Source organism: Lachnospira hominis (ex Hitch et al. 2025), from assembly GCF_040096395.1.
GTDB lineage: Bacteria > Bacillota > Clostridia > Lachnospirales > Lachnospiraceae > Lachnospira > Lachnospira hominis.
In genome coordinates this window covers 315,544-337,751 of record NZ_JBBMES010000001.1, presented here as the reverse complement: position 1 = coordinate 337,751, position 22,208 = coordinate 315,544, and the positions used below count along the sequence as shown (strand labels likewise).

22 protein-coding genes and 1 riboswitch are annotated in these 22,208 nt (G+C 36.6%); all 22 genes read right to left on the bottom strand.

Features of this window, described 5'->3' with window-relative positions; translation table 11 throughout:
• Positions 1-6: 6 nt before the first annotated feature.
• On the bottom strand, positions 7-876 hold the full coding sequence (gene metF / locus WMO38_RS01540) for a methylenetetrahydrofolate reductase [NAD(P)H] (RefSeq protein ID WP_021865391.1): 870 nt from the start codon (positions 874-876) through the stop codon (positions 7-9).
• Positions 877-1,713, bottom strand: a complete 837-nt coding sequence (gene larE / locus WMO38_RS01535) for an ATP-dependent sacrificial sulfur transferase LarE (RefSeq protein WP_349161146.1) — start codon at positions 1,711-1,713, stop codon at positions 877-879.
• A gap of 14 nt (positions 1,714-1,727) precedes the next feature.
• A complete protein-coding gene (locus WMO38_RS01530; RefSeq protein ID WP_021865393.1) occupies positions 1,728-2,498 on the bottom strand; it encodes a tRNA threonylcarbamoyladenosine dehydratase in 771 nt (256 codons plus the stop codon).
• An 86-nt stretch (positions 2,499-2,584) separates the two neighbouring features.
• Positions 2,585-4,810, bottom strand: a complete 2,226-nt coding sequence (locus tag WMO38_RS01525) for a bifunctional diguanylate cyclase/phosphodiesterase (RefSeq protein ID WP_349161145.1) — start codon at positions 4,808-4,810, stop codon at positions 2,585-2,587.
• Positions 4,811-4,925: 115 nt separating this feature from the next.
• Complete coding sequence (gene sufU, locus WMO38_RS01520; RefSeq protein ID WP_021865395.1) at positions 4,926-5,354, bottom strand: Fe-S cluster assembly sulfur transfer protein SufU; 429 nt, start codon at positions 5,352-5,354, stop codon at positions 4,926-4,928.
• Entirely contained in the window at positions 5,344-6,582 is a 1,239-nt protein-coding gene (locus tag WMO38_RS01515) for an aminotransferase class V-fold PLP-dependent enzyme (protein WP_349161143.1), read from the bottom strand. The genes sufU and WMO38_RS01515 overlap by 11 nt, the downstream gene beginning before the upstream one ends.
• Positions 6,575-7,681 (bottom strand): SufB/SufD family protein, encoded by a 1,107-nt coding sequence (locus tag WMO38_RS01510; protein ID WP_349161142.1) that lies wholly within the window; start codon positions 7,679-7,681, stop codon positions 6,575-6,577. Before WMO38_RS01510 ends, WMO38_RS01515 begins: the two co-directional genes overlap by 8 nt.
• A 22-nt stretch (positions 7,682-7,703) precedes the next feature.
• The gene (sufB, locus tag WMO38_RS01505; protein WP_349161141.1) at positions 7,704-9,110 is read right to left on the bottom strand and encodes a Fe-S cluster assembly protein SufB; all 1,407 of its coding nucleotides are present in this window, start codon (positions 9,108-9,110) and stop codon (positions 7,704-7,706) included.
• A 6-nt stretch (positions 9,111-9,116) separates the two neighbouring features.
• A complete protein-coding gene (gene sufC, locus WMO38_RS01500; RefSeq protein ID WP_435390967.1) occupies positions 9,117-9,869 on the bottom strand; it encodes a Fe-S cluster assembly ATPase SufC in 753 nt (250 codons plus the stop codon).
• 287 nt (positions 9,870-10,156) lie between these two features.
• On the bottom strand, positions 10,157-10,642 hold the full coding sequence (locus tag WMO38_RS01495; protein WP_349161140.1) for a hypothetical protein: 486 nt from the start codon (positions 10,640-10,642) through the stop codon (positions 10,157-10,159).
• Positions 10,643-10,696: 54 nt separating this feature from the next.
• A complete protein-coding gene (locus WMO38_RS01490; RefSeq protein ID WP_021865401.1) occupies positions 10,697-11,458 on the bottom strand; it encodes a LytR/AlgR family response regulator transcription factor in 762 nt (253 codons plus the stop codon).
• Positions 11,459-11,477: 19 nt separating this feature from the next.
• A complete protein-coding gene (locus WMO38_RS01485; protein ID WP_349161138.1) occupies positions 11,478-11,957 on the bottom strand; it encodes an NfeD family protein in 480 nt (159 codons plus the stop codon).
• Entirely contained in the window at positions 11,954-12,697 is a 744-nt protein-coding gene (locus WMO38_RS01480; RefSeq protein WP_021865403.1) for a sensor histidine kinase, read from the bottom strand. The genes WMO38_RS01485 and WMO38_RS01480 overlap by 4 nt, the downstream gene beginning before the upstream one ends.
• Positions 12,698-12,885: 188 nt before the next feature.
• Positions 12,886-13,479 (bottom strand): cytidylate kinase-like family protein, encoded by a 594-nt coding sequence (locus tag WMO38_RS01475; protein ID WP_349161136.1) that lies wholly within the window; start codon positions 13,477-13,479, stop codon positions 12,886-12,888.
• Positions 13,480-13,494: 15 nt separating this feature from the next.
• Positions 13,495-14,850 carry an ArsB/NhaD family transporter gene (locus tag WMO38_RS01470; RefSeq protein WP_349161134.1) on the bottom strand — a complete coding sequence of 452 codons (1,356 nt, stop codon included), beginning with the start codon at positions 14,848-14,850 and terminating at the stop codon, positions 13,495-13,497.
• A 36-nt stretch (positions 14,851-14,886) separates the two neighbouring features.
• A complete protein-coding gene (locus WMO38_RS01465; RefSeq protein ID WP_349161132.1) occupies positions 14,887-15,600 on the bottom strand; it encodes an HAD hydrolase-like protein in 714 nt (237 codons plus the stop codon).
• Positions 15,601-15,647: 47 nt separating this feature from the next.
• Positions 15,648-16,307 (bottom strand): HAD family hydrolase, encoded by a 660-nt coding sequence (locus WMO38_RS01460; protein ID WP_349161130.1) that lies wholly within the window; start codon positions 16,305-16,307, stop codon positions 15,648-15,650.
• Positions 16,297-17,499, bottom strand: coding sequence for a peptidylprolyl isomerase (locus WMO38_RS01455; protein ID WP_349161128.1), 1,203 nt, complete (start codon positions 17,497-17,499; stop codon positions 16,297-16,299). The genes WMO38_RS01460 and WMO38_RS01455 overlap by 11 nt, the downstream gene beginning before the upstream one ends.
• Positions 17,500-17,510: 11 nt before the next feature.
• On the bottom strand, positions 17,511-19,484 hold the full coding sequence (locus WMO38_RS01450; RefSeq protein WP_349161192.1) for an NAD(+) synthase: 1,974 nt from the start codon (positions 19,482-19,484) through the stop codon (positions 17,511-17,513).
• A gap of 152 nt (positions 19,485-19,636) precedes the next feature.
• The gene (locus tag WMO38_RS01445; protein ID WP_021865410.1) at positions 19,637-19,942 is read right to left on the bottom strand and encodes a hypothetical protein; all 306 of its coding nucleotides are present in this window, start codon (positions 19,940-19,942) and stop codon (positions 19,637-19,639) included.
• Positions 19,943-20,001: 59 nt separating this feature from the next.
• On the bottom strand, positions 20,002-20,745 hold the full coding sequence (locus WMO38_RS01440) for an ECF transporter S component (protein ID WP_349161126.1): 744 nt from the start codon (positions 20,743-20,745) through the stop codon (positions 20,002-20,004).
• Positions 20,746-20,754: 9 nt separating this feature from the next.
• Positions 20,755-20,906, bottom strand: a riboswitch (FMN riboswitch).
• Between the two features lie 109 nt (positions 20,907-21,015).
• A complete protein-coding gene (locus WMO38_RS01435; protein WP_349161124.1) occupies positions 21,016-22,197 on the bottom strand; it encodes a pyridoxal phosphate-dependent aminotransferase in 1,182 nt (393 codons plus the stop codon).
• Positions 22,198-22,208: the final 11 nt, after the last annotated feature.

Genomic DNA, 22,208 nt, shown 5'->3' with positions numbered 1-22,208 from the left:
CGTTATTTACATTGATAAAATATCAGACAGATTATTGTAAATTGCACCTGCAACAGATGAATCATTCATTGAATATACATGGACGTTTTTCACTCCGTTTGCATATAAATCAAGTATCTGTTGTGTCGCATATATAATTCCTGCCTGCTTCATTGATGCTTTGTCTTCTTTAAATCTGTCTACAATTTTAATAAACTGCTGTGGCATCTTACAGCCTGAAAGTTTTATTACATTTTCAATCTGTGATTCTCTTGTAATAGGCATTATTCCCGGAATTACCGGCACATCAATTCCTGCTTTACGCACATTTTCAACAAAATCATAATAAACGCTGTTATCAAAAAACATCTGTGTTGTAAGAAATTCACATCCGGCATCAACCTTCTTTTTAAGATTAATTATATCTTCCTGTCTGTTTGCTGAATCAGGGTGTACTTCAGGATAACATGCACCACCTACAGAAAAACCACCAAACTCTTTTATTGTTGATACAAGTTCAGATGCATATTTGTATTCTTTAAAAGGTTCTCCATCAAACCACTTAGGCTTATCACCACGAAGTGCAAGTACATTTTCTATTCCTGCATCTCTCATATCAGAAAGTGATTTTATAATTGAATCTTTTGATGCTCCAACGCATGTAAGATGTGCAATTGTTGCAACACCGTATTTTTCCTGAATTCCTTTTGCTATTGCAAGCGTATTTGTGCTTGTACTTCCACCGGCACCATATGTAACACTTATATATGCCGGCTTTATTGCTGCCACTCCAAAAGCAGCTTCTTTAACTTTTTCAAAATCTGAATCCGTCTTAGGCGGAAATACTTCAAATGACAGTGTCAATTTGTCTTTTCCCACAATACTGCTAATTTTCACTTATCTTTTCTCCTCGTCTTTAAGTGTCTCATTCATACTTCCACATCTGTATCCCAAAAGGTCCAGTGTAACATATGTAAAACCATACTTTTTAAATTCCTGCACAATTTTAAATCTGTTTTCTTCTTTCATAAGTTTATCAAATTCAGCCGGTTCAATTTCAATTCTTGCCATCATACCATGAATTCTTACTCTTACCTGATGAAATCCCATATCAAGAAGAAGCTGCTCTGCTTTGTCTACCATTCCCAGCTTCTCTTCATTAATAGTCTCTCCATATACAAATCTTGAAGAAAGACAGGCAAATGACTGTTTGTTCCATGTAGGAAGTCCCAGCATTTTTGACAATGCTCTTATATCGTCCTTTGTCATTTTGCTCTCTCTTAATGGGCTCTTTATGCCAAGCTCGGCAACTGCTTTAAGTCCTGGCCTGTAATCCCCATTATCGTCCATATTGGAGCCTTCTGCAATACATGCAATTCCATTTTCATCAGCAATTTTTTTGATTTCTTCAAAAAGTTCATGTTTACAAAGATAACATCTGTTTTTCGGATTCTGGGCAAATCCTTCTATTTTTAATTCTTCAGAATCACATATAAAATGTCTTATTCCCTCTTTTTTGCAGAAATCCACTGCCTCATTGAGTTCTCTTTTAGGAAATGAACATGAACGTGCTGTGACAGCTATGGCGTTATCACCGAGCACATCATGTGCTGCCTTTAACAAAAACGTAGAATCAACTCCACTTGAAAATGCCACTGCAACAGAGCCTAATTCTTTAATATACTGCTTCAGCTTTTCATATTTAATCTGCTGGTTTTCTGTAATATCTGCCATAAATTCTCCTTGCTTTATTCGTCACGTCTTTTATAATCACATAAATCTTTAACAACTTCACCTGCTATTATAAGTCCAACAACAGACGGAACAAATGCTGTACTGCCCGGAATAACTCTTCTCTCCGTGCATTTATGCTGTGCACCAGGTGGACATATGCAGTTTGTACGACAGCTTATCGCCATATCTTCAAGAGGTCTTACCGGCTTTTCTTCTGAATATACAACTTTCAGCTTCTTAATTCCACGTTTCTTTAACTCTCTTCGCATAACTTTTGCAAGAGGGCATACCTTTGTCTTATATATATCAGCCACCTGAAACATGCTTGGTTCAAGTTTATTTCCTGCTCCCATGCTGCTTATAATCGGAATATTCATCTCGTTGGCTTTCATTACAAGCTCAATTTTTGCTGTAACAGTATCAACTGCATCAACTATATAGTCATACTCATCAAATGGAAATTCATCTGCATTTTCAGGCAGAAAAAAACATTTGTGAATTCTCACATCCGCCTTAGGATTAATTTCAAGGATTCTGTCACGCATAACTTCTGTTTTATACTGCCCGACTGTTTTTCTTGTCGCAATTATCTGTCTATTAAGGTTTGTAAGACAAACCTTATCATCATCTATCAGGTCAAATGCACCGACACCACTTCTCACAAGTGCCTCGCATACATATCCGCCGACTCCGCCGACTCCGAACACCGCAACTCTTGAAGCTGCAAGTTTATCCATTGCTTCTTTACCAAGCAGAAGCTCTGTTCTTGAAAATTGTGTAAGCATAGATTCTATCCTCTTTCATAATATAAGCGGATGCTTCAGGCATCCGCTTATCACTTTATTTCCTAGCATTTCAATAGTTTTATTTATTAATTATTTTCCGTCAGTTTTGCTGAAAAATCTGCTAACATAAGAGGTTTTGAAAAATAGAACCCCTGTATGTCATCACAGTTAAGATTTTCAAGAAAATCAAGCTGTTCTTTATATTCTACCCCTTCTGCTGTTATCTTCATTCCAAGACTCTGGACAAGCTGTACAATAAATTTAAGAAGCTTCTCACCATTTTCATTGCCAACATAATCAACAAGGCTTTTATCAAGCTTAATTGTATCAAATGGCATCTGGTTAAGAGATGCAAGTGATGAATATCCACTTCCAAAATCGTCCAGAAGAATATCGAAACCTGCATCATGGAATTTCTGTATAAGTTCAACAATCACAGTATTTTCAATTATTGCACTCTCTGTAATCTCTATCTGTACATACTTATGATCCACATCATAATAGTTAATTATCCTCTCATATTTTTCTACAACATTTGAATAGTAGAGGCTGAATCTGGAAATGTTTACAGATACAGGAAGTATCTGAATCCCTTCTTCCTGCCATTCTTTCTGCTGTCTGCACACTTCACGGAATACATATTCATCAAGTCTTATTATATTACCATTTTTTTCAAACAAAGGAATAAACCGTCCGGGTGAAATAAGTGAACCATCGTCCGCACGCCATCTGATAAGTGCCTCTGAGCCAACTATTTTACCTGTATGTGAGTTAAATTTAGGCTGATACCACACTTCAAATTTCTTATCTGCAAGTGCTTTCTCAAAACCATTCTCCAGCTTTTTATTCTCAACTATTGTATCATAATCAATCTCATCATAAAAAGCATAATGACGGTCACGTCTGTTCTTTACAAGTGCTTTAGCTCTCAATGCCTCACCATAACGTTTATCTGCATCATCAAGCTTTTCTACAGCACGTATTCCTATTACAGGATACAATCTAGGCACGCTCAACTGCTCTGATATGCCTTCAATCTCATTTATCAGCTTTTCGATACGGTAAGTAACTGTCTTTTTGCTTCTTTCAATCCAAAATATTACAAACCTGTCAGCATTAACTCTGGCTGCCTGCTCATTATCATTGCAATTAGCCATTATGACATCCCATATAGCCTTTAATACTTCATCACCACGGGCGTTGCCGCATACATTATTGACGAGCTTAAACTCACTTATATCAAGTGCAATTACATATCCTTCTGTATTTTCATACTTCTTTGCTTTTTCCTTGAAATTTGAGAAATTATCTCCACCTGTAATACTATCTTTATATGCAAGCCTGAATAATTCCTGTCTTCTTCTTACATTGTAATATAAGAATATAATATTAGCCATAACAAGGATACATATAAGGATAACTGTAAGAAACTGTATATCTCTCATTATAGGATGCATTCTTTCATCAAGAACACTCTTTGGTTCAATAGAGAAAATATACCAATTCATATCAGCAGACTCAATCTCGAGTGGTTTATAGCAATAAAAATACTTATCGTTATCCTCATTAACACCTATACCAACCCTGCTAAGCTTCTCCCGCATATCATTTTCAACTTTTTCCTGTATGGCATCGTCATATTGTGCCGCATCACCTGTATATATGAAAATATTATCATATTCTTTCTGCATCCCGTCACCATATGATGATATTACATCACCATCGCCGGCAACAATATATGTATATCCTTCACCCTGAAATGAATCTGAAAATATCACTTCGTGAAATTTTTCTGTAAGATATGTAGCAAACAACACGCCCTTAATCTCACCTTTATTATCATATACAGGAACGCTGAGAATATTTATCATATCTTCTGTATAATCACCTACAGTCTCCTGAAGCGATTCTGTAATAAATGATTCACCTTTAAGACCAACCTGATAGAATTCCCTGAATGACAAATCTTTTTCAAATCCATCTGTCGTCTTCGCAATACCATTAAGGTCAACAAATCCCATTCTTCTAAAATTATACACTTCAACGAAACTCTGCATATCGCGAATCTCTGCAATCTCATCACCTGTTGACGATAATTCATTTGCAAAACTTTGCAATACACCAAATTTTGCATCAATCTCTTTTTTAATCAAAGCTGCATTCTCTTCAGCTTCCTCACTGAGACTCGAAATAATTTCGAGTTCAAGATTTGTCTTTATATTATTAAATACAACTGATACCGTCACAATAAAAGCCAACGATATCAAAAGCAGCATAATTGTAATAAAAAAACCGTTTTTCTTCTGTTTCATAAAATAAAATCCCCTGATTACATCATTAGCTAATACATCTTTGTTGCATATAATTATAACACCTAAATATATTAGCTGTAAATGTAACAGGGAAATATAAGCTCACCAATAGTACTTATTTACCATCTTTAAACATTTCATTTAATGTACGCCATCCAAGCACAGCACATTTTACTCTTGCCGGCATATGCGAAATATCCTTTAATACTGATGCTTCCTCAAGCTGGTCAATTTCATCATCTGATGCTTCACCCTTTATCATTCTCAAAAAAATATCAGCAAGCTGTAAAGCTTCTTCTTTTGTTTTTCCAACAATCAGATCAAGCATCATATCAGCTGAAGCCTGTGATATAGCACAGCCGTCACCCTGAAATGAACCATCTTTGATAACTCCGTCCTCAAATTTAAGATTGAGAAAAATGTCATCACCACAGCTTGGATTAACACCCTCAAGAATCATATTGGCATCATCAAGTGCATGCTTATGACCAGGATGAAGATTGTGGTCTGTCAGTACCTCATTATAGAATGTCTTATTCTCCATAACCCATCTGTCTCCTTATCTGTGAAAGACTATCCACAAATGTATCTATTTCTTCACATGTATTGTAAAATGCAAGACTCACTCTTGTAGATGAAGAAATACCAAGATATGCAAGAAGCGGCTGTGCACAGTGGTGTCCGGCACGCACTCCTATATTATCTGCATCAAGTATAGATGCTACATCATGCGGATGTACTCCGTCAAGTGTAAATGATAATATTCCGTGATGTGATGATGCATCAGGCGAGCCTATAATATGCACACCATTTACGGCTGTCATTTTTTCAAAAGCATACTTTGTAAGATAATCTTCTCTTTCCTGTATAACATCAAATCCGGTTTTGTTGATATATCTTATCGCCTCTGCCAGTGCAACCGCACCTGACGCATTAACTGTTCCCGCTTCAAACTTGTGAGGAATCTCCGCATATACCGCACTTTCTCTTGTAACGGATTCAATCATTTCACCACCATAAAGAAATGGTGGCATCTGCTCAAGAAGTGATTTCCTTCCATATAATACGCCAATTCCCATAGGTGCAAACATTTTATGTCCCGAAAATGAAAGGAAGTCCACTCCAAGTTCCTGGACATTAACAGGAATATGCGGAACACTCTGTGCTCCATCAGCAACAAAAACAATTCCTCTGTCATGGCAATATGAAGCATATTTCTTTATATCATTCTTACTTCCAAGTACATTGGAAATCTGTGTCATTGCAACTATTTTCGTCTTATCTGTTATAGCATTTTCAAAAGCTTCATCTGTTATAACGCCGTCTTTTGAACATTCAATAAATTTAAGAACCGCACCTGTTCTTCTTGCGGCCTGCTGCCATGGTAAAAGATTGCTGTGATGTTCCATGATGCTTACAACAATCTCATCGTCTTCTTTTAACATTATCTGTGAAAGGCAGTATGCGGCAAGATTAAGTCCTTCAGTTGCATTTCTTGTAAATATGATTTCTGATGAATCTGCTGCACCGATAAAATCTGCAACTGTCTTTCTTGCATCTTCATACTCTTTTGTTGCTTTCTCAGCAAGTGCGTAAAGACCTCGAAGCGGATTTGCATTTGACTTTTCATAGAAATCACGCTCTGCCTGTATTACACATTCAGGCTTTTGTGAAGTTGCAGCATTGTCAAGATATACAACATCAGCAGAATTAAAAAGCGGAAAATCTTTTCTTATTTCAATCCCCTGTTGTCTGAACTGCTCTTTATTCATTCTCCTGCTCGCCTCCATTTTCAAGTAACTGTTCACCTTCAAGGTAATCACTCATCATATTTTTAGTATCCTCATCCGGTATAAGATTACATACCGCCTTAATTCTTGCCTTTGACATTTCTTCATATACCTGTTCACGGCTGAGACCTCTTGACTGCATATAAAGCATTATCTGCTCATCAAGCTCACCTATTGTTGCACCATGGTTACCTTCAACATCTTCCTCAGCACATAAAATAATAGGAATTGTCTGGTTTACAACATTATCATCAAGCAAGAGCACATCCTCTTTTTCGTTACCTACAGCACCGGCTGCCCCTTTCTTAAAATCAATTGTACCTCTGAACAGCTTAAATGCACCGTTTTTCAATACACCGGCTGCATTTATTTCACTCTCTGTAACTTTTCCTTCATGAACGGCTTCATAGTTCATATCAAGTCTGCCGTCATTGTTTACCATATAACCGATATCAGTCTTTAATGAACTTCCTTTTCCTTTAAGAACAACACGGCAACCCATATAATTTTTATCGCCATCAAGTATAACCTGTACTATGTTAAGTCGTGCATTATCATCAAGAACCGCCCCGATATCATTAAGGCATGAATAATCTGAAGAATGTCTTAACAGCTGGACAAGATTAACTTTTGAGCCGCTTCCGGCCTGTATTCTTGTCTGGACACCAAACATTTTATTTTTTTCTTCATCATGCAGACTGTCTGAAAGATAATCCATCACAACAGTTATTATGCTGTCCTTATCCGTCTCAATAACAAGCTTGTTAATTGTTCCCGCATCAGCAGGCACTTTTACTATAGCCGGTTTTGACGATGTAATTCCCGGTTTTGTCTTTAAAACAAAGCTGTTTACGCCTGAATCACTTATAAGTTCATCAATATCTCTTCCCATGCCACTTGTTTCTTTGTCAATGCCGGAAAGTGCAATACTGTCCACAAGTTCTCTTTCACATGTAACTTCGTCAGGAGTTGTCACAACCATGCTTCCGCACTCAAATTCCGGCACATCTTTGACAACGCTTTCATTCATTCCCAGCCAGTTAAATGTTTTTGCTGACAATTCATTTATCTTAATATCCATATTACTCTCCATTTCTGCATCATTAACCTATGCTGCCCTTCATTTCAAGGCGGATAAGATTATTCATTTCAACTGCATATTCAAGAGGAAGTTCTTTTGATACATTATCGGCAAAACCACTTACAATCATTGCTCTTGCCTCTTCCTCGGAAATACCTCTCGACATAAGATAGAATACAGCCTCATCGCTGATTCTTCCAATTCTTGCTTCATGTCCGACATCAGCATCCTTTGTTCTTATATCCATTGCCGGAATTGTATCTGAGCGGGAAATATCATCAAGCATAAGTGACTGGCATGATACTGCAGACTTGCTTTGCTTTGCCTGTGGTTTTACAACAACAGAGCTTCTGAATGTACTTATGCCACCATCTTTTGAAATTGACTTTGTATTGACATATGATGTCGTCTTAGGTGCATTGTGGACAACTTTTGTACCTGTATCAAGATTCTGTCCTTTTCCAGCAAATGTTATTCCTGTAAATTCTGCTCTCGCACCTTCTCCGTTTAATACACTCATAGGATAAAGGTATGAAACATGTGAGCCAAATGAACCTGATACCCACTCAATAGTACCGCCTTCTTCTACTAATGCACGCTTTGTATTAAGGTTATACATATTCTTTGACCAGTTCTCTATAGTTGAATATCTGAGTTTCGCATTCTTACCAACAAATAATTCAACGCAACCGGCATGAAGATTGGCAACATTATATTTTGGTGCTGAACATCCTTCAATAAAGTGAAGATATGCACCCTCATCTACAATAATAAGCGTATGTTCAAACTGTCCTGCACCCGGTGCATTAAGTCTGAAATACGACTGTAACGGAATCTCAACTGAAACTCCGGGTGGTACATATACAAATGAACCGCCTGACCATACAGCTCCGTGAAGTGCGGCAAATTTATGGTCTCTAGGTGTTACAAGCTTCATAAAATGCTTTTTAACCATATCTGCATACTCACCTGTCAATGCACTTTCCATATCTGTGTATACAACCCCCTGTGCTGCAACTTCTTCACGGACATTGTGGTATACAAGTTCTGAGTCATACTGTGCACCAACCCCGGCAAGTGATTTTCTTTCTGCCTGAGGAATACCAAGTTTTTCAAATGTATCCTTAATATCTTCCGGAACATCAGACCACTTTGCACTCATTTTAGTATTTGGACGGACATAAGTTACAATATCGTCCATATTGAGTTCCTCAATTGACGGACCCCAGTCAGGAACTTTCATCTCATTGTAAATCTGAAGTGACTCAAGTCTGAAATTCTGCATCCACACAGGGTCATGTTTCTCAGATGAAATCTTTTCTACAATCGCTGGTGTAAGTCCTTCTTTTACTCTGTATACATCTTTTTCTTCATTTCGGAAGTCATACATACTTCTGTCTACATCATTGACGTTCGTCTTTTCTCTCATGGGTAATTACTCTCCCTTCACAAATCTGTCAAATCCGTTATTGTTAATCTCTTCAACAAGTCCTGCTCCGCCTGTTGTAACAATCTTACCATCCACAAGAACATGTGTGTAATCAACGTGGAGTGATTCAAGTATCTTAGTATTATGTGTGATAATAAGAAGAGAACCCTCCTTGTCCTTCTGATATTCACAGACACCCTTAGATACTGTACGCACCGCATCTACATCAAGGCCAGAATCTGTCTCGTCAAGAATAGCAAGAGACGGCTTTAACATAAGAAGCTGTAAAATCTCTGCCTTCTTTTTCTCACCACCTGAAAATCCCACATTAAGGTCTCTTTCCGCATATGACTCATCCATATCAAGAACTTCCATTGCCTTTTTTAATTCTTTCTTGAATTCCCAGAGACGGATTCTCTTACCATTTCTCTGCTCCAATGCACTTCTTATAAAATTGCTGAGTGAAATTCCCGGTATTTCGATAGGATTCTGGAATGATAAGAATATTCCGTCTTTTGCTCTTACATTAACCTCTTCATCAACTATATTCTTTCCGTTAAATATAATCTCGCCGCCTGTGACGCTGTACTTAGGATTACCCATTATAGTGTATCCGAGTGTAGATTTACCTGCACCGTTAGGTCCCATAAGCACATGAGTCTCCCCTTTACCAATATTCAAATTTATACCACGAAGAATCTGCTGTTCTTCAACATTTACTGACAAGTCTTTTACTTCCAACAAATTATTGCTCATCATTTTTCATCCTTTCACAATCTTGTTATTTTTCAGAATTCCGATTGGCTTACTAGGAATTCTTGAAACATTATATTATGATTCTTTGCCAAATTCAATACTTAAATTCAAAATTTTTTATAAAACTGCGATTAGTGCACCACAGCGGAATTATTGCCGTGTCATCGCTGACATCTTCCTACCGTTGCAACAGCGTAACCTTACACAGCCGTAACAAAAAAGACTCCGAAACACACAAATGTGATGTCTCAGAGCCTTTAACCAACAGATATTATTATATTGGCACAGCATTATTTTGATATAACATGTTTTTTCTTATGAAAAATCTTATAAATCCAAAAAATCAAACCGCCGATGATAACCGTAAAAGCTGCATAGAACTTTATCCACGACGCAACGTCGGTTTTTATAATTCCATTTCTATAGTCAGTTCCTTTATAATAAAGCGTCACTGAATTGCTTTTTTCAGGTGCATACGAAGCATTGTAAGAATATGTTCTTCCATCCGGTGCTTTCCATGTAACAAACTGCTGTTTTCCGTCATATTCAATCTCAACTGCCGTCGCACCGGATATTTTTCTAATTTCCGTAATATGAAGATAAATAATTCCTGCAAGTCCGATAATCATAAATGTAAGAATTATAAATGGAAGTATTGCATCAGAAAATTTTGCCTTTTCTTCCTCATATTCATCGAATCTGCCTTCTCCGATTCCGCTTCCCTCAAAATCGGAATTATTTCTTTCCATCCTGTCACGCCAAAAAACATTATTCATAAAATTCCTCCTGTCCGTTTAATTTTTTCGTAATGTACATTGCACTATACTTTCTTACCCATAGATTTTCTTTATCTCGTCATACTTTGACGATGTAATAAGTGCGTCATAATCTTTTCCGTTAAACTTGACAATGTATGTCCAGCGTCCATATGGTTCTATTCTGCTCACATAATCCATATTAATTATAAAAGATTTATGACTTCTTATAAACTTACTGTCAGTCAGCTTTTCCTCAATATCGCCAAGCCCCATTGACGTATTATATTCATCCCGGATTGTATGTATTATTGTAGATTTGCCCTGTCTTTCAACCATTACAATCTCATCTATATCTATAAAATTCGTACTCTCCCTGCCACGTATCATCATTTTTCTGCCTGGCGAGGATTTTACCTTACCGGTGTTGTCACTACTGGTTACATTTTCCCCAGAAGCGGCAATCCTTCTTAATGTACGTTCAACACGCTGTATATCAAAAGGTTTTACTATATAATCATAAGCATATATATCAAAAGCATTTGACATATATTCACTGTGTGCCGTCACAAATATAATTTTTAAATCAGGATTAATATTGCTTAGAATTCTTGCACACTCAACACCATTTACCCTGTCGCTTGCATTTTCATCTGCTTCATTTTCTTTTATCTCAATATCCATAAATATAATATCCGGCTGACATTCAGAATACATCTTTATAGCATCATGAAAACCTGCACATTCTGCAACAACCTGAAATGATTCATTTTTTGAAACAATCTTTACAAGAAGTTTTCTTATGCCCTCTTCATCTTCAACTATCATAACTTTCATAAAAGTTTTCCCGCCTCTCTTACACTTCTTTCACAGTAAGTCTTGAATCTTTTATACTAAAAATAACTATTTTAGCACCCTTCTGGATAAACTGTCCTGAAGAATTAACATCAAATTCGACACCCTCGAAATTACCTTTTCCGGCAGGTCTTAAATCTGTAACTGCCACGCCTTCTTTTCCAAGAAGGTATCTGAGGTCATCTTCCCCCAGATATCCGGCATTACTGTCTATCGCATTATCAAGAACTATCGGCGATTTTACTTTTGCCTTGAATATAAGAAAATACATAATCACAAATATAACAAGAAGAATACATAAAATTCCGATAACAATTATAATTCCCTGCATAACATTCTTTGCTGTGAGAAGCACACCTGACACCAGACATATTGCAGCTGATATTCCCGGTACTCCGAATCCCGGAATATACATCTCGACAGATGCAAGAATAATTCCGGCAATAATTAATATAATTCCAATAACTTCCATTGTGTTCATAATAATCCATCTCCTTTTTTAACAAATTCTATTTCAAAAAAAGTTTCTTTATCTGATGAGTCGACTTTTATTTTTGCATTGTATTTTTTTAATATATTCATTACAATTGCAAGCCCCTCACCGTGTCCCGGTTCTTTCTTTGTTGAATATCCTGACTTAAATATAATTTTCTTATCATCAGCTGTAAGAACCGGACCATTATTTCCTATTCTTATAATATACGAATCAATTGACTCACTGATTTCTATATATACCTTTCGGCTTTCATACTCACTCTGCAACGAAGCAGCTATAGAATTATCAATTATGTTAGACATCACTTTGCACAATTCCCAGCCCTCAACTCCTATATTTTCAAGGTTGGACTTAACTTCAACATACATGTCAATGTTCTGTTTTTCAGCCGTCTGCATCTTTGCCATAAGAAGTGCATTGACAGCAGGAATCTTTGTCTTTAATGCCTTACCGACTTTCATCATATCCGTAAAAATCGGTTTCAGATAATCGAGTGCCTCATCATACTCTTCAAGTTCGAGAAGTCCATATATAACCTGCATCTGATTTATGTAATCATGTCTCTGGCTTCTCATGCGTGCATTAAGCTGCTCTAGATTATTAACTGTCTCTAACGCTGCCCTGTACTTTTCCATATTTTTAAGAAGAGCTTTTACAAGGAAAATTACAACTGTAACAGCAATTAGTATAAATATAATAATAACAGCTATAAACTGTTTCTCCACTTACTTTCTCCGTTTCATGATATTAATTATTTCTTTTGCATTATTAATATACAACACATCTGTCAAATATTGAACTCTTATTTTTCCAAATTGACATTCTGCGTATTTAACTGTCAAAACAAGGGCATAAAAAAACACATCTGCCATTTTTCACATGACAGATGTGTAATAAATATTTAAATAACTATTTATTGTGCAAATTCTTTTATATATTCTTCAAGAACATCTGCTGTACGCTCTATTCCGAGCTTTGCACTGTTTACGCAGACATCATAATTTCTTGAATCGCCCCACTTATCTTCGCAATATCTGTTATGATAAGTCTTTCTTTTCTTATTCTGCATATTTATAAGTGATTCAGCTTCTGACCTTGAAATATCATTATGCTTTGAAACTCTTGTAATCTTGCTCTCTTTGTCAGCCAGTACAAATATAGAGACAAGTGCCGGATGATTTTTTAACACTGTCTCCGCACATCTGCCGACAATTACAAAAGACTCACCTTTGTTTGCAAGTTCTCTTATATAATCAAACTGCATCTGTGCAAGCACTTCCGAAAGTGAATTACTGTAGCCCCTTACACTTCTTGAAAGGAATATATTCTTTGGCTTTTCATCATATTTTTCCAAAGTATCAACATCAAGATTTTTACTGTTTGCAATTTCAGTTAAAAGATTGTTGTCATAAATCGGAATATTAAATTTTTTTGCAAGAATATCCGCAATCTCATGTCCGCCGCTTCCAAATTCACGGCTTACCGCTATAATCAGCTGTTTTCCCATACACCTGCTCCTCCTTTAAAAATATCTTACAAATATACCAACTGTGGAAATAACAAGCACAAGAATTGTAGCCGGAACTACTTTCTTGCAATACATACCCCAGCCAATAGGATGTCCTGCTTTGGCAGCTACAGATGTACCTACTACGTTAGCAGAAGCACCAATCGGTGTTGCACTTCCACCTATATCAGTTCCCATTGATAATGCCCATGCCAGTGTAGAAAGGCTCACGCCTTCTGTTGCGGCAAGTGCTTTTATAATAGGAATCATAGTTGCTGCAAAAGGAATGTTATCGACAAATGCACTTGCAAATGCTGAAAGCCATATAATTATTGCCACCATAAGCATTGCATTTCCACCACTTATCTTTCCAATGAAATTAGCAGCTATCTCAAGAATTCCTGTCTGCTCGAGTCCTCCTACAACTACAAACAAACCAATAAAAAACAATAATGTCTTATAATCAACTTTGCTTATTATCTCATGTATATGTTTAGGTGCTGTAATAATTGTAACAAGAGCAATAAAAAGTCCGATAAATGCAACCGTAAGACCTGTCATGGCATGTGTTATAAGCAGAACTACTGCTGTTGCAAATATAATACAGCTTATTGCAAATCCTTTTTTATCCTTAATTGCCTCTTTCGGGTCCGGAAGTGAAGAAATATCAACATTTTCTCCGTTAGAAGCCGAAAGATCTGAATGAAACACAAAATAAAAATATACAAGCACGGCAACGAGTGCCACAAGTGCAATAAGACCTGTATTTGTTATAAAATCAGCAAATGAATATCCAAGTGATGTTCCAATTATGATATTAGGCGGGTCTCCGCACATTGTTGCCGAACCGCCAAGATTTGCACAAAAAATCTCCGACAGAATCATCGGCACAGGATTAAATTTTAAAAGCTGTGACAACTCGACTGTAACTGCTGCAAGGAACAAAATAACAGTAATGCTGTCGATAAACATTGATAATACAGCTGACATAATCATAAATGTCATAAAAATCGCCATTGTCTTGTAATGTACAAGTTTGGCAATTCTCATGCAGAGCCATCTGAAAAAGCCGACTCTTGCCATTCCTTCTACCATTACCATCATTCCGGCAACAAATATAATTGTCGCCCAGTTAATACCACTTGATGACTCTTCTGCCGCACCGCCTGTATACCAGAATGTTCCGGTAAAAATGCTGTGAATATTAAGAGTATCCGTGATTGCTGTAACACTGTGCATACATAAGCCAAATACAACTACAAGTGTAATAACCCCGCATCCTAGTGTTATGTACTGACGCTCTATCTTATCAATTACAATGAGAACAAACATTGCAACGAAGATAGTCACCGCCAAAATCTGTGCTACCATTCTCTTCTACCTCTTTTCTAATACATTATATATATCTTAATCACACAATACCGAATCATCATCCATAAGAAGCAGTGCTGTAAGTTCAAACACTGTATTTACGATATAATCTGCACCGGCTTCCTCAAGCTCACCGTCTGCCGCATATCCGAATCTTACTCCGACTGCCTCTATATCCGCATTATGTGCTCCATATATATCATCTTTTCTGTCGCCTACCATTATAGAATCAGCTTTCATTTCATCAAGAACAGCCTCTGTGAGTTCCCCATTTCCTTCAAGTCTGTTAAGTCTTGCAAAAACCTCTTCAATAATTTCATTTTTGTATTTTCTTGTCCCATCAAGATTACTTCCGCAGGCTACCGTAAAATACTTTGAAAGATTAAAATGTTCAAGTATTTTTAATGCAAACGGTTCAGGCTTACATGTTGCAAGTGCAAGCGTCTTTCCCGCTGCTTTGAGTGTCTCAAGGACAAAAATCATTCCTTCTATCACACTGGTTTCATATATACCGGTATCTTTATATCTCTCCCTATATTTTTCCACTGCTTCCCAAGCCTGTTCTTTTGTCATGCCATGAAACTTCTGAAAACTTTCATCAAGCGGCGGTCCTATATAACACGTAAGGTTATCAAGATTTTCCTCTTTAATCCCCTGTGCTTCCAATGCATATTGGACAGATTTCGTAATCCCTTCAGCTGTATCGGTAAGTGTTCCGTCCAGATCAAATAAAATATATTTCTTATTCATATTCTTTCCCTTTCAATGAATCTGTCCTGCATAAATTTTACCTAATCTTAAAGTAAATCATAATAATCATTTATAAACAGATTACATTTTTCTTTTATCTTTTCAATGTCGCCATTCGATGCATCATCCTTTACAGCAACCGTATAAAAATCCCCATTTACTGCTCCGCATACAGCTTCATATACATCCTCAAAAACAACACATTCATCCGCCCCAAATCCGCATTTTTTTGCGGCAAGTTCATATACATCAGGAAATCCTTTTCCTCTTTCAACCTCATCGCTCTGCGTAAAATTATCAAAATAATCAAATATCTTATTTCTTTTTAGGCATGCCTCATACAATTCCCTGTCAGACGCTGTTGCTATACATATTTTATATCCCTTTTGTCTGAGATTCTCAAGAAAATCAGCTGCTCCCGGTTTTAAATCTATATCATCAGCATATGCCTGTACAGCCATATCAAACCACTCTTTTGCAATATCTTCCGGTTTCTCGTCAAGATTAAATCTTTCAATTACATATTTTGAACCTGTTGCAAAATTATGTGTTTTTATTTTTCTTATAAAATCTTCAGGCACTTCAATATTTCTTTTACCAAGAAAATCAACATCAACCTTCGCCCACACGTCCGTGGAATTCAAAAGAGTGCCATCCAAATCAAATATGGCACATCTGAATCTGCCAAAATCAAATCTAGTCTTCATACATTTTTATTCTGTTCTTAATATTCTTAACGCTCATATTATCAGCATATGAAGCAATAAGTTCATTATACTTTTCTGTTATAATAGCATTTGAAATTGTTGAATCATTTGATGAATCGTAGCTTCTTGAAACAAACATTACAACACTGCATTTACTTGCAGATGAGTCAGACACAACAGTTACATCCCCTGTCTTTCTTGTGCTGTCAAACAGCCAGTCAGCCTCATCACCGTCAACTGAAGATTTTTTAACAAGTGTCTTTAATGAAGCATTAGAATCACTCTTATATGTATCCGCATTATCACCTGCATATTCTATACAAAGGTCTGCAAACAATGATTCATCGGTAGCTTTTGCTGCCATTTCATCAGCCTTTGCTTTTGCATCAGCAAGTGAATTATCATCATTTTCTGTCTCTGCTTTTATATCAAATATTCTGTAATTTACAGTATCATAATCATCTTTGTGTTCCTCATAATAAGAAGCAATCTCTGCATCATCAGGTTTTAACTTAGTCTGAATTTCTCCCTGATATGACGCTGCTTTAAGGTAACTGCACAAATAACCTTTTATATTCTTTTCTGTTGCATTTTCGCCAAATACAGTCTTGTAATAATCTTTTACGGATGAACCTGCTGAATCTGCAGATGACTTGAGATTGTCAATAAAATTATTATAGTCATCATCTGCATTATATGTAAACCCATTCTTGTCAGCATCCTTTAAAAGTGCTTTATCTTCTTTTATTGTTGAGAGTGCTGCATTAGCAAAATAGTCATACCATGTATAATCAGAGTTGCCACCGTAAGTCTGTGACGAATCACTCTTTGATGTATCATATCCCATATATGATGCAAAATAACTTCCATAAGTCATTCCGCTGAATAATTCCTGATTAAGAATATTCTGCTTTGTCATTGAATAATAGAAATCAAATTCAATCTTACTTATCTTATCGCCGTCAACATCAATATATTCATTATGTATCTTATCATAATTCATCCATGCTGCTGTTCCTGCCACAGCGACAATAATTACAAGAATTACAGTTGCAGCAATCGATGTTATCTTTTTAGCTTTTGCATCTCTTTTCTCCTGCTCCTGTTTTTTCTGAACCTTTTTATCATACTTTGTAACAATCTTTTCCTCTGTATTATTAAGTACTGCCTTGTTTCCTTTAACCTTAGCCATTACTAATCCTCCTAAAATCCATTTTCCTCTTTTATTTCATCTAATTCTTTCATCCATACGGCTGAACTTGCATCACTCGGCATTCTTAAATCGCCTCTTGGCGAAACTGCAACGCTTCCGACTTTAGGTCCGTCAGGAAGACATGAACGCTTAAACTGCTGTGCAAAAAATCTCCATACAAATGTGCGAAGCCACTTATATATTTCCTTATCTTCAAATTCACCTTTAAATGCACATCTGGCAATTCTGAAAAGCTTCTTAGGATTAACACCGAACCTCAATATATGATACATAAAGAAATCATGCAATTCATATGGTCCAACCAAATCCTCCGTTTTCTGTGCTATTGTTCCATCTTCCTGAGGCGGCAGAAGTTCAGGACTCACAGGAGTATCAAGGACATCAAGGAAAATACCCTTTAGCTCACTGTCGTCACAGATATCTGCATAATAACGTACCAGATGTCTTACAAGCGTCTTTGGAACTGACGCATTGACTCCATACATTGACATATGGTCTCCATTGTACGTCGCCCAGCCAAGTGCAAGCTCTGACATATCACCAGTACCTATAACCATACCGTTTGTCTGGTTTGCGATATCCATTAGAATCTGTGTACGTTCTCTTGCCTGTCCGTTTTCATATGTGACATCATGGACACTCTCATCATGTCCAATATCAGCAAAATGCTGCCGCACAGCCTTTTCTATAGAAATTTCCCTAAGCGTTGCACCAAGCTTTTTTGTAAGGCTTACCGCATTATTGTAAGTTCTGTCAGTTGTGCCAAAACACGGCATAGTAACACATGTTATATTGCTTCTGTCAATTCCACATGCGTCAAACGCCCTTACAGTAACTATAAGTGCGAGCGTTGAATCAAGTCCGCCTGATATGCCGACTACTGCACTCTTACATTTAGTATGTTCAAGTCTCTTTTTAAGACCAAATGTCTGAATATTTAATATCTCTTCACATCTTTCATTACGTTCCTTTTTATTCTTAGGAACAAATGGTGTCTTATCAAAATGTCTTTCAAGCTTTATCTGACTGGCTGTATAAGCTTCAAATACGACCTCATTCCATTCTGACATATCATCAGCCGGAACAAATGTTGTCATTCTCCGTCTTTCAGCTTTTATCTTTTTTAAATCAATATCTGCATATATCTGCTGTCCGGAAAAAAGCTCTGACATCCCGAGTATTGTACCATTTTCACATATAATATCATGTCCGCCGAATACTATATCCTGTGTTGACTCTCCATCTCCTGCACTTGAATATACATAACATGAGACAAGCCTTGCAGACTGGTTTTTGACAAGTTCTGTCCTGTACTGTCTTTTTCCGATTGTCTCATTGCTTGCAGAACAGTTTACTAGCACAGTAGCACCATGAAGTGCCAGCTTCGTGCTTGGTGGGTCAGGTGTCCATAAATCCTCACAGATTTCTGCCCCGACAACAAATTCATCCATTCCAGCACATCTGAACAGAATATTGGTGCCAAATAACGTATACATTCCGTTTATTTCAACATTTACACACTTGTCAAATCCCGGAGTAAACTGTCGTCTCTCATAAAATTCACCATAATTCGGAAGATATTTTTTCGGTACAAGTCCAAGAATCCTGCCATTATTTATTGCTGCAGCAACATTATAAAGCTTTGAATTATATTCAAATGGAAGTCCGGCAAATATAAGCATATTCTTATATTTTAAAGATTCATTACATATTTTTATGAGACTTCTCTTTGCACTCTCAAGAAGTGTCTCCTGCAAAAATAAATCTCCACATGTATATCCTGTTATACACATCTCAGGGAACACGACAAGTGAAGCCTTTTTTTGCGATGCTTCTTTTATAAGTTCAATTATACGTTCGGTATTATAATCACAGTCTGCCACTTTGATTTTGGGTGTCAAGGCAGCGACTCTTACAAATCCATCTTTCAACTTCTCCCCATTTCCGCGTAACTTATCACGCATCATAAAATCATGTGTTTTATTATACAATTTCCCAAGAATTTAAGCAACATTTTTTATTAATTTTCAACAAATGTTCACCATACATAAATGGCAGCATATCTGCAATAAAGCATAGATATACTGCCATAAAACAAGCATATAATTATTGATTTTCAACGCTCATGGTTCATTCCTTCATAATCGTCTGTAACCGGCTCCTCTGAACCATTTACAGCGTCAGTAAAACCATCTTCTATTCCTTTTGCAGCATCAGTAATTATTTCTTTCGCTCCTGTTGCCGCATCCGTTATAACTTCTTTCGCTCCTGTTGCTGCATCTGTAACTATCTGCTCAACAACTCCATTATCCGAATCAGGATTACTCCCTGTTTCCTCATTATCAGCATTGCCGCATCCCGCAAGTGCCGCCACTGCAAAAACTGCAAGAGCCGCCATGATAATTATTTTACATTTTTTCATAAAGTCCTCCTTTTTACGAACTATTTTTAGTATGGACTTTATTTCTATTTTTAATCATATCATGCTGAAACTTTTAAATGTCTGCTCAGATACTTATACAAAACAAAAGTAATGACACTTGATATCAGTGCTTTTACAAAATTAAATGGTGCAACGGCAAGAACAACAAATGTAAATACATTATTAATATTTGCATTTATTTTATTACCCATTGCAATAAAAGCCTCTATTGGCATTCCATAAAGTTCTGAATATTTTGGAAGCAGATAAAATGCATTCAAAAATACGCCTGAAACTATAAGTGTAAGGCTTCCAGCAACAAGTCCCAATACCGCTCTTTTCTTTGTTCTGTGAAAATGATATACAACTGAAGCAGGAACTGCAAAAAAACATCCCAGAATAAAATTAGCAAAATCACCGACAAATGCCGTTGTAGTTCCTTTTATACATATTTTCAGAATGACTTTTACCGCTTCAATAACAACTCCCGCACATGGTCCTAATAAAAATGAACCAATAAGAACTGGCACTTCACTAAGGTCAATCTCATAAAATGATGGTGCTATAAAAGTCAATGGAAATTCAAAATACATTAAAATAACTGAAATTGCGGCAAGCATTGCCATGATAACCATCTTGTTTACTCTGGTTTTTTCTGATGAGAACTTAATATTGTTCTTCTTTTCGATTAGCTTTTCAAATCCAAAAGCTATAAAATATACTACTGCCATAAGTACAAGCGACACTAGTACAAATACGATGTTTTTCTGTAACGAATCAAATAATTTTGATAAATTAGTCATTTTTAAACGCTCCTTCTTCTTTCATCCAGACTATACTGTCGGTTTAAGATTCTCACTTAATCGGCCTTTTTGGCTCGCGGACTTATTATCATGCTGCATACAGATACATCACCGCCGGTCAAGAATTGACATTACTGTCTCACTTTGCCCTGAAGGTTGGAGTATAAAACTCACTCTTCTATTCAATTGTTTTATCAGCTGACTGCATTACTATAACACTGTAATGCAGTCAAGTCAATGCTGATTATTGTTTTTCCGAATATTTCTTACTTATAATTCAATATTTTCTTTTTCAAACCATTCTTTTATCTTTTCAACTGCTTCTTTTATAAGATTTTCATTGAGAACAAGTGCAAATCTTACATGATTCTCGCCCAGACTTCCGAATGCACTTCCCGGTGTACATACAACACCTGTATTTTCAAGCATCTGTATACAGAATTCATCAGAATTCTTAAACTGCTTTGGAACCGGAGCCCACACAAACATTGTTCCTTCTGAATATGGAACTTTCCAGCCAATTGCATTAAGTCCGTCACAGAGTGCATCTCTTCTTGACTGATACTGTGCCTGCTGCTTGACAACTCCATCCTGTGGACCGTTTAATGCAGCCACTGCAGCTTTCTGTACTATATAACTTGTACCATAATCAAACTGTGAACGTATTGTCTTAAAATGTTTTATAACATCTGCATTTCCCAATGCAAAAGAAATTCTTAATCCTGTAAGATTGTATGTCTTTGAAAGTGAATTAAATTCAATTCCCACATCTTTTGCTCCCGGAATTGAAAGGAACGAAAATCCTCTTCTTCCATCATATTCAATCTCGGAATATGCATTATCATGCACAACAAGAATATTATATTTTTTTGCAAATTCTACAAGTTTTTCATAAAATGCTTTATCAGCACATGTACATGTAGGATTAAGCGGATATGACACGACAATCATCTTTGCACGCTGTGCCTTTTCCTCGCTTATTTTATCAAGCATAGGCATATAATGATTATCCGGGTCAAGCTCGTAATAATCAATTGAAGCATCGTTAAGATACGGTCCGACCTCAAAAATCGGATATCCCGGATTAGGTACTAAAACGAGATCCCCCGGATTACATACTGTCATAGCAACATGTGCAAATCCTTCCTGCGAACCGTTTATTGACATAATCTCATCATCATTAAGAGTGACGTCATAACGACGGTCATACCAGTTTTTAACTGCATCTTTTAACTCCTGTGTATCAGTAAGCGAATACTTATAATTTTCAGGATCCAAAGCAGCTTCCTGCACTACTTTCATAACATGCTCTGCCGGTGGAAAGTCAGGTGTCCCGACAAATAAATCGTACACCTTAACTCCCTTCTGTGCTATCTTTGCTTTACGCTCATTTAAAATATTAAAAATATTCGGCTTAAAAAACTTTGCTTTTTCTGAATACTGTATTTCCATTATTGTCCCTC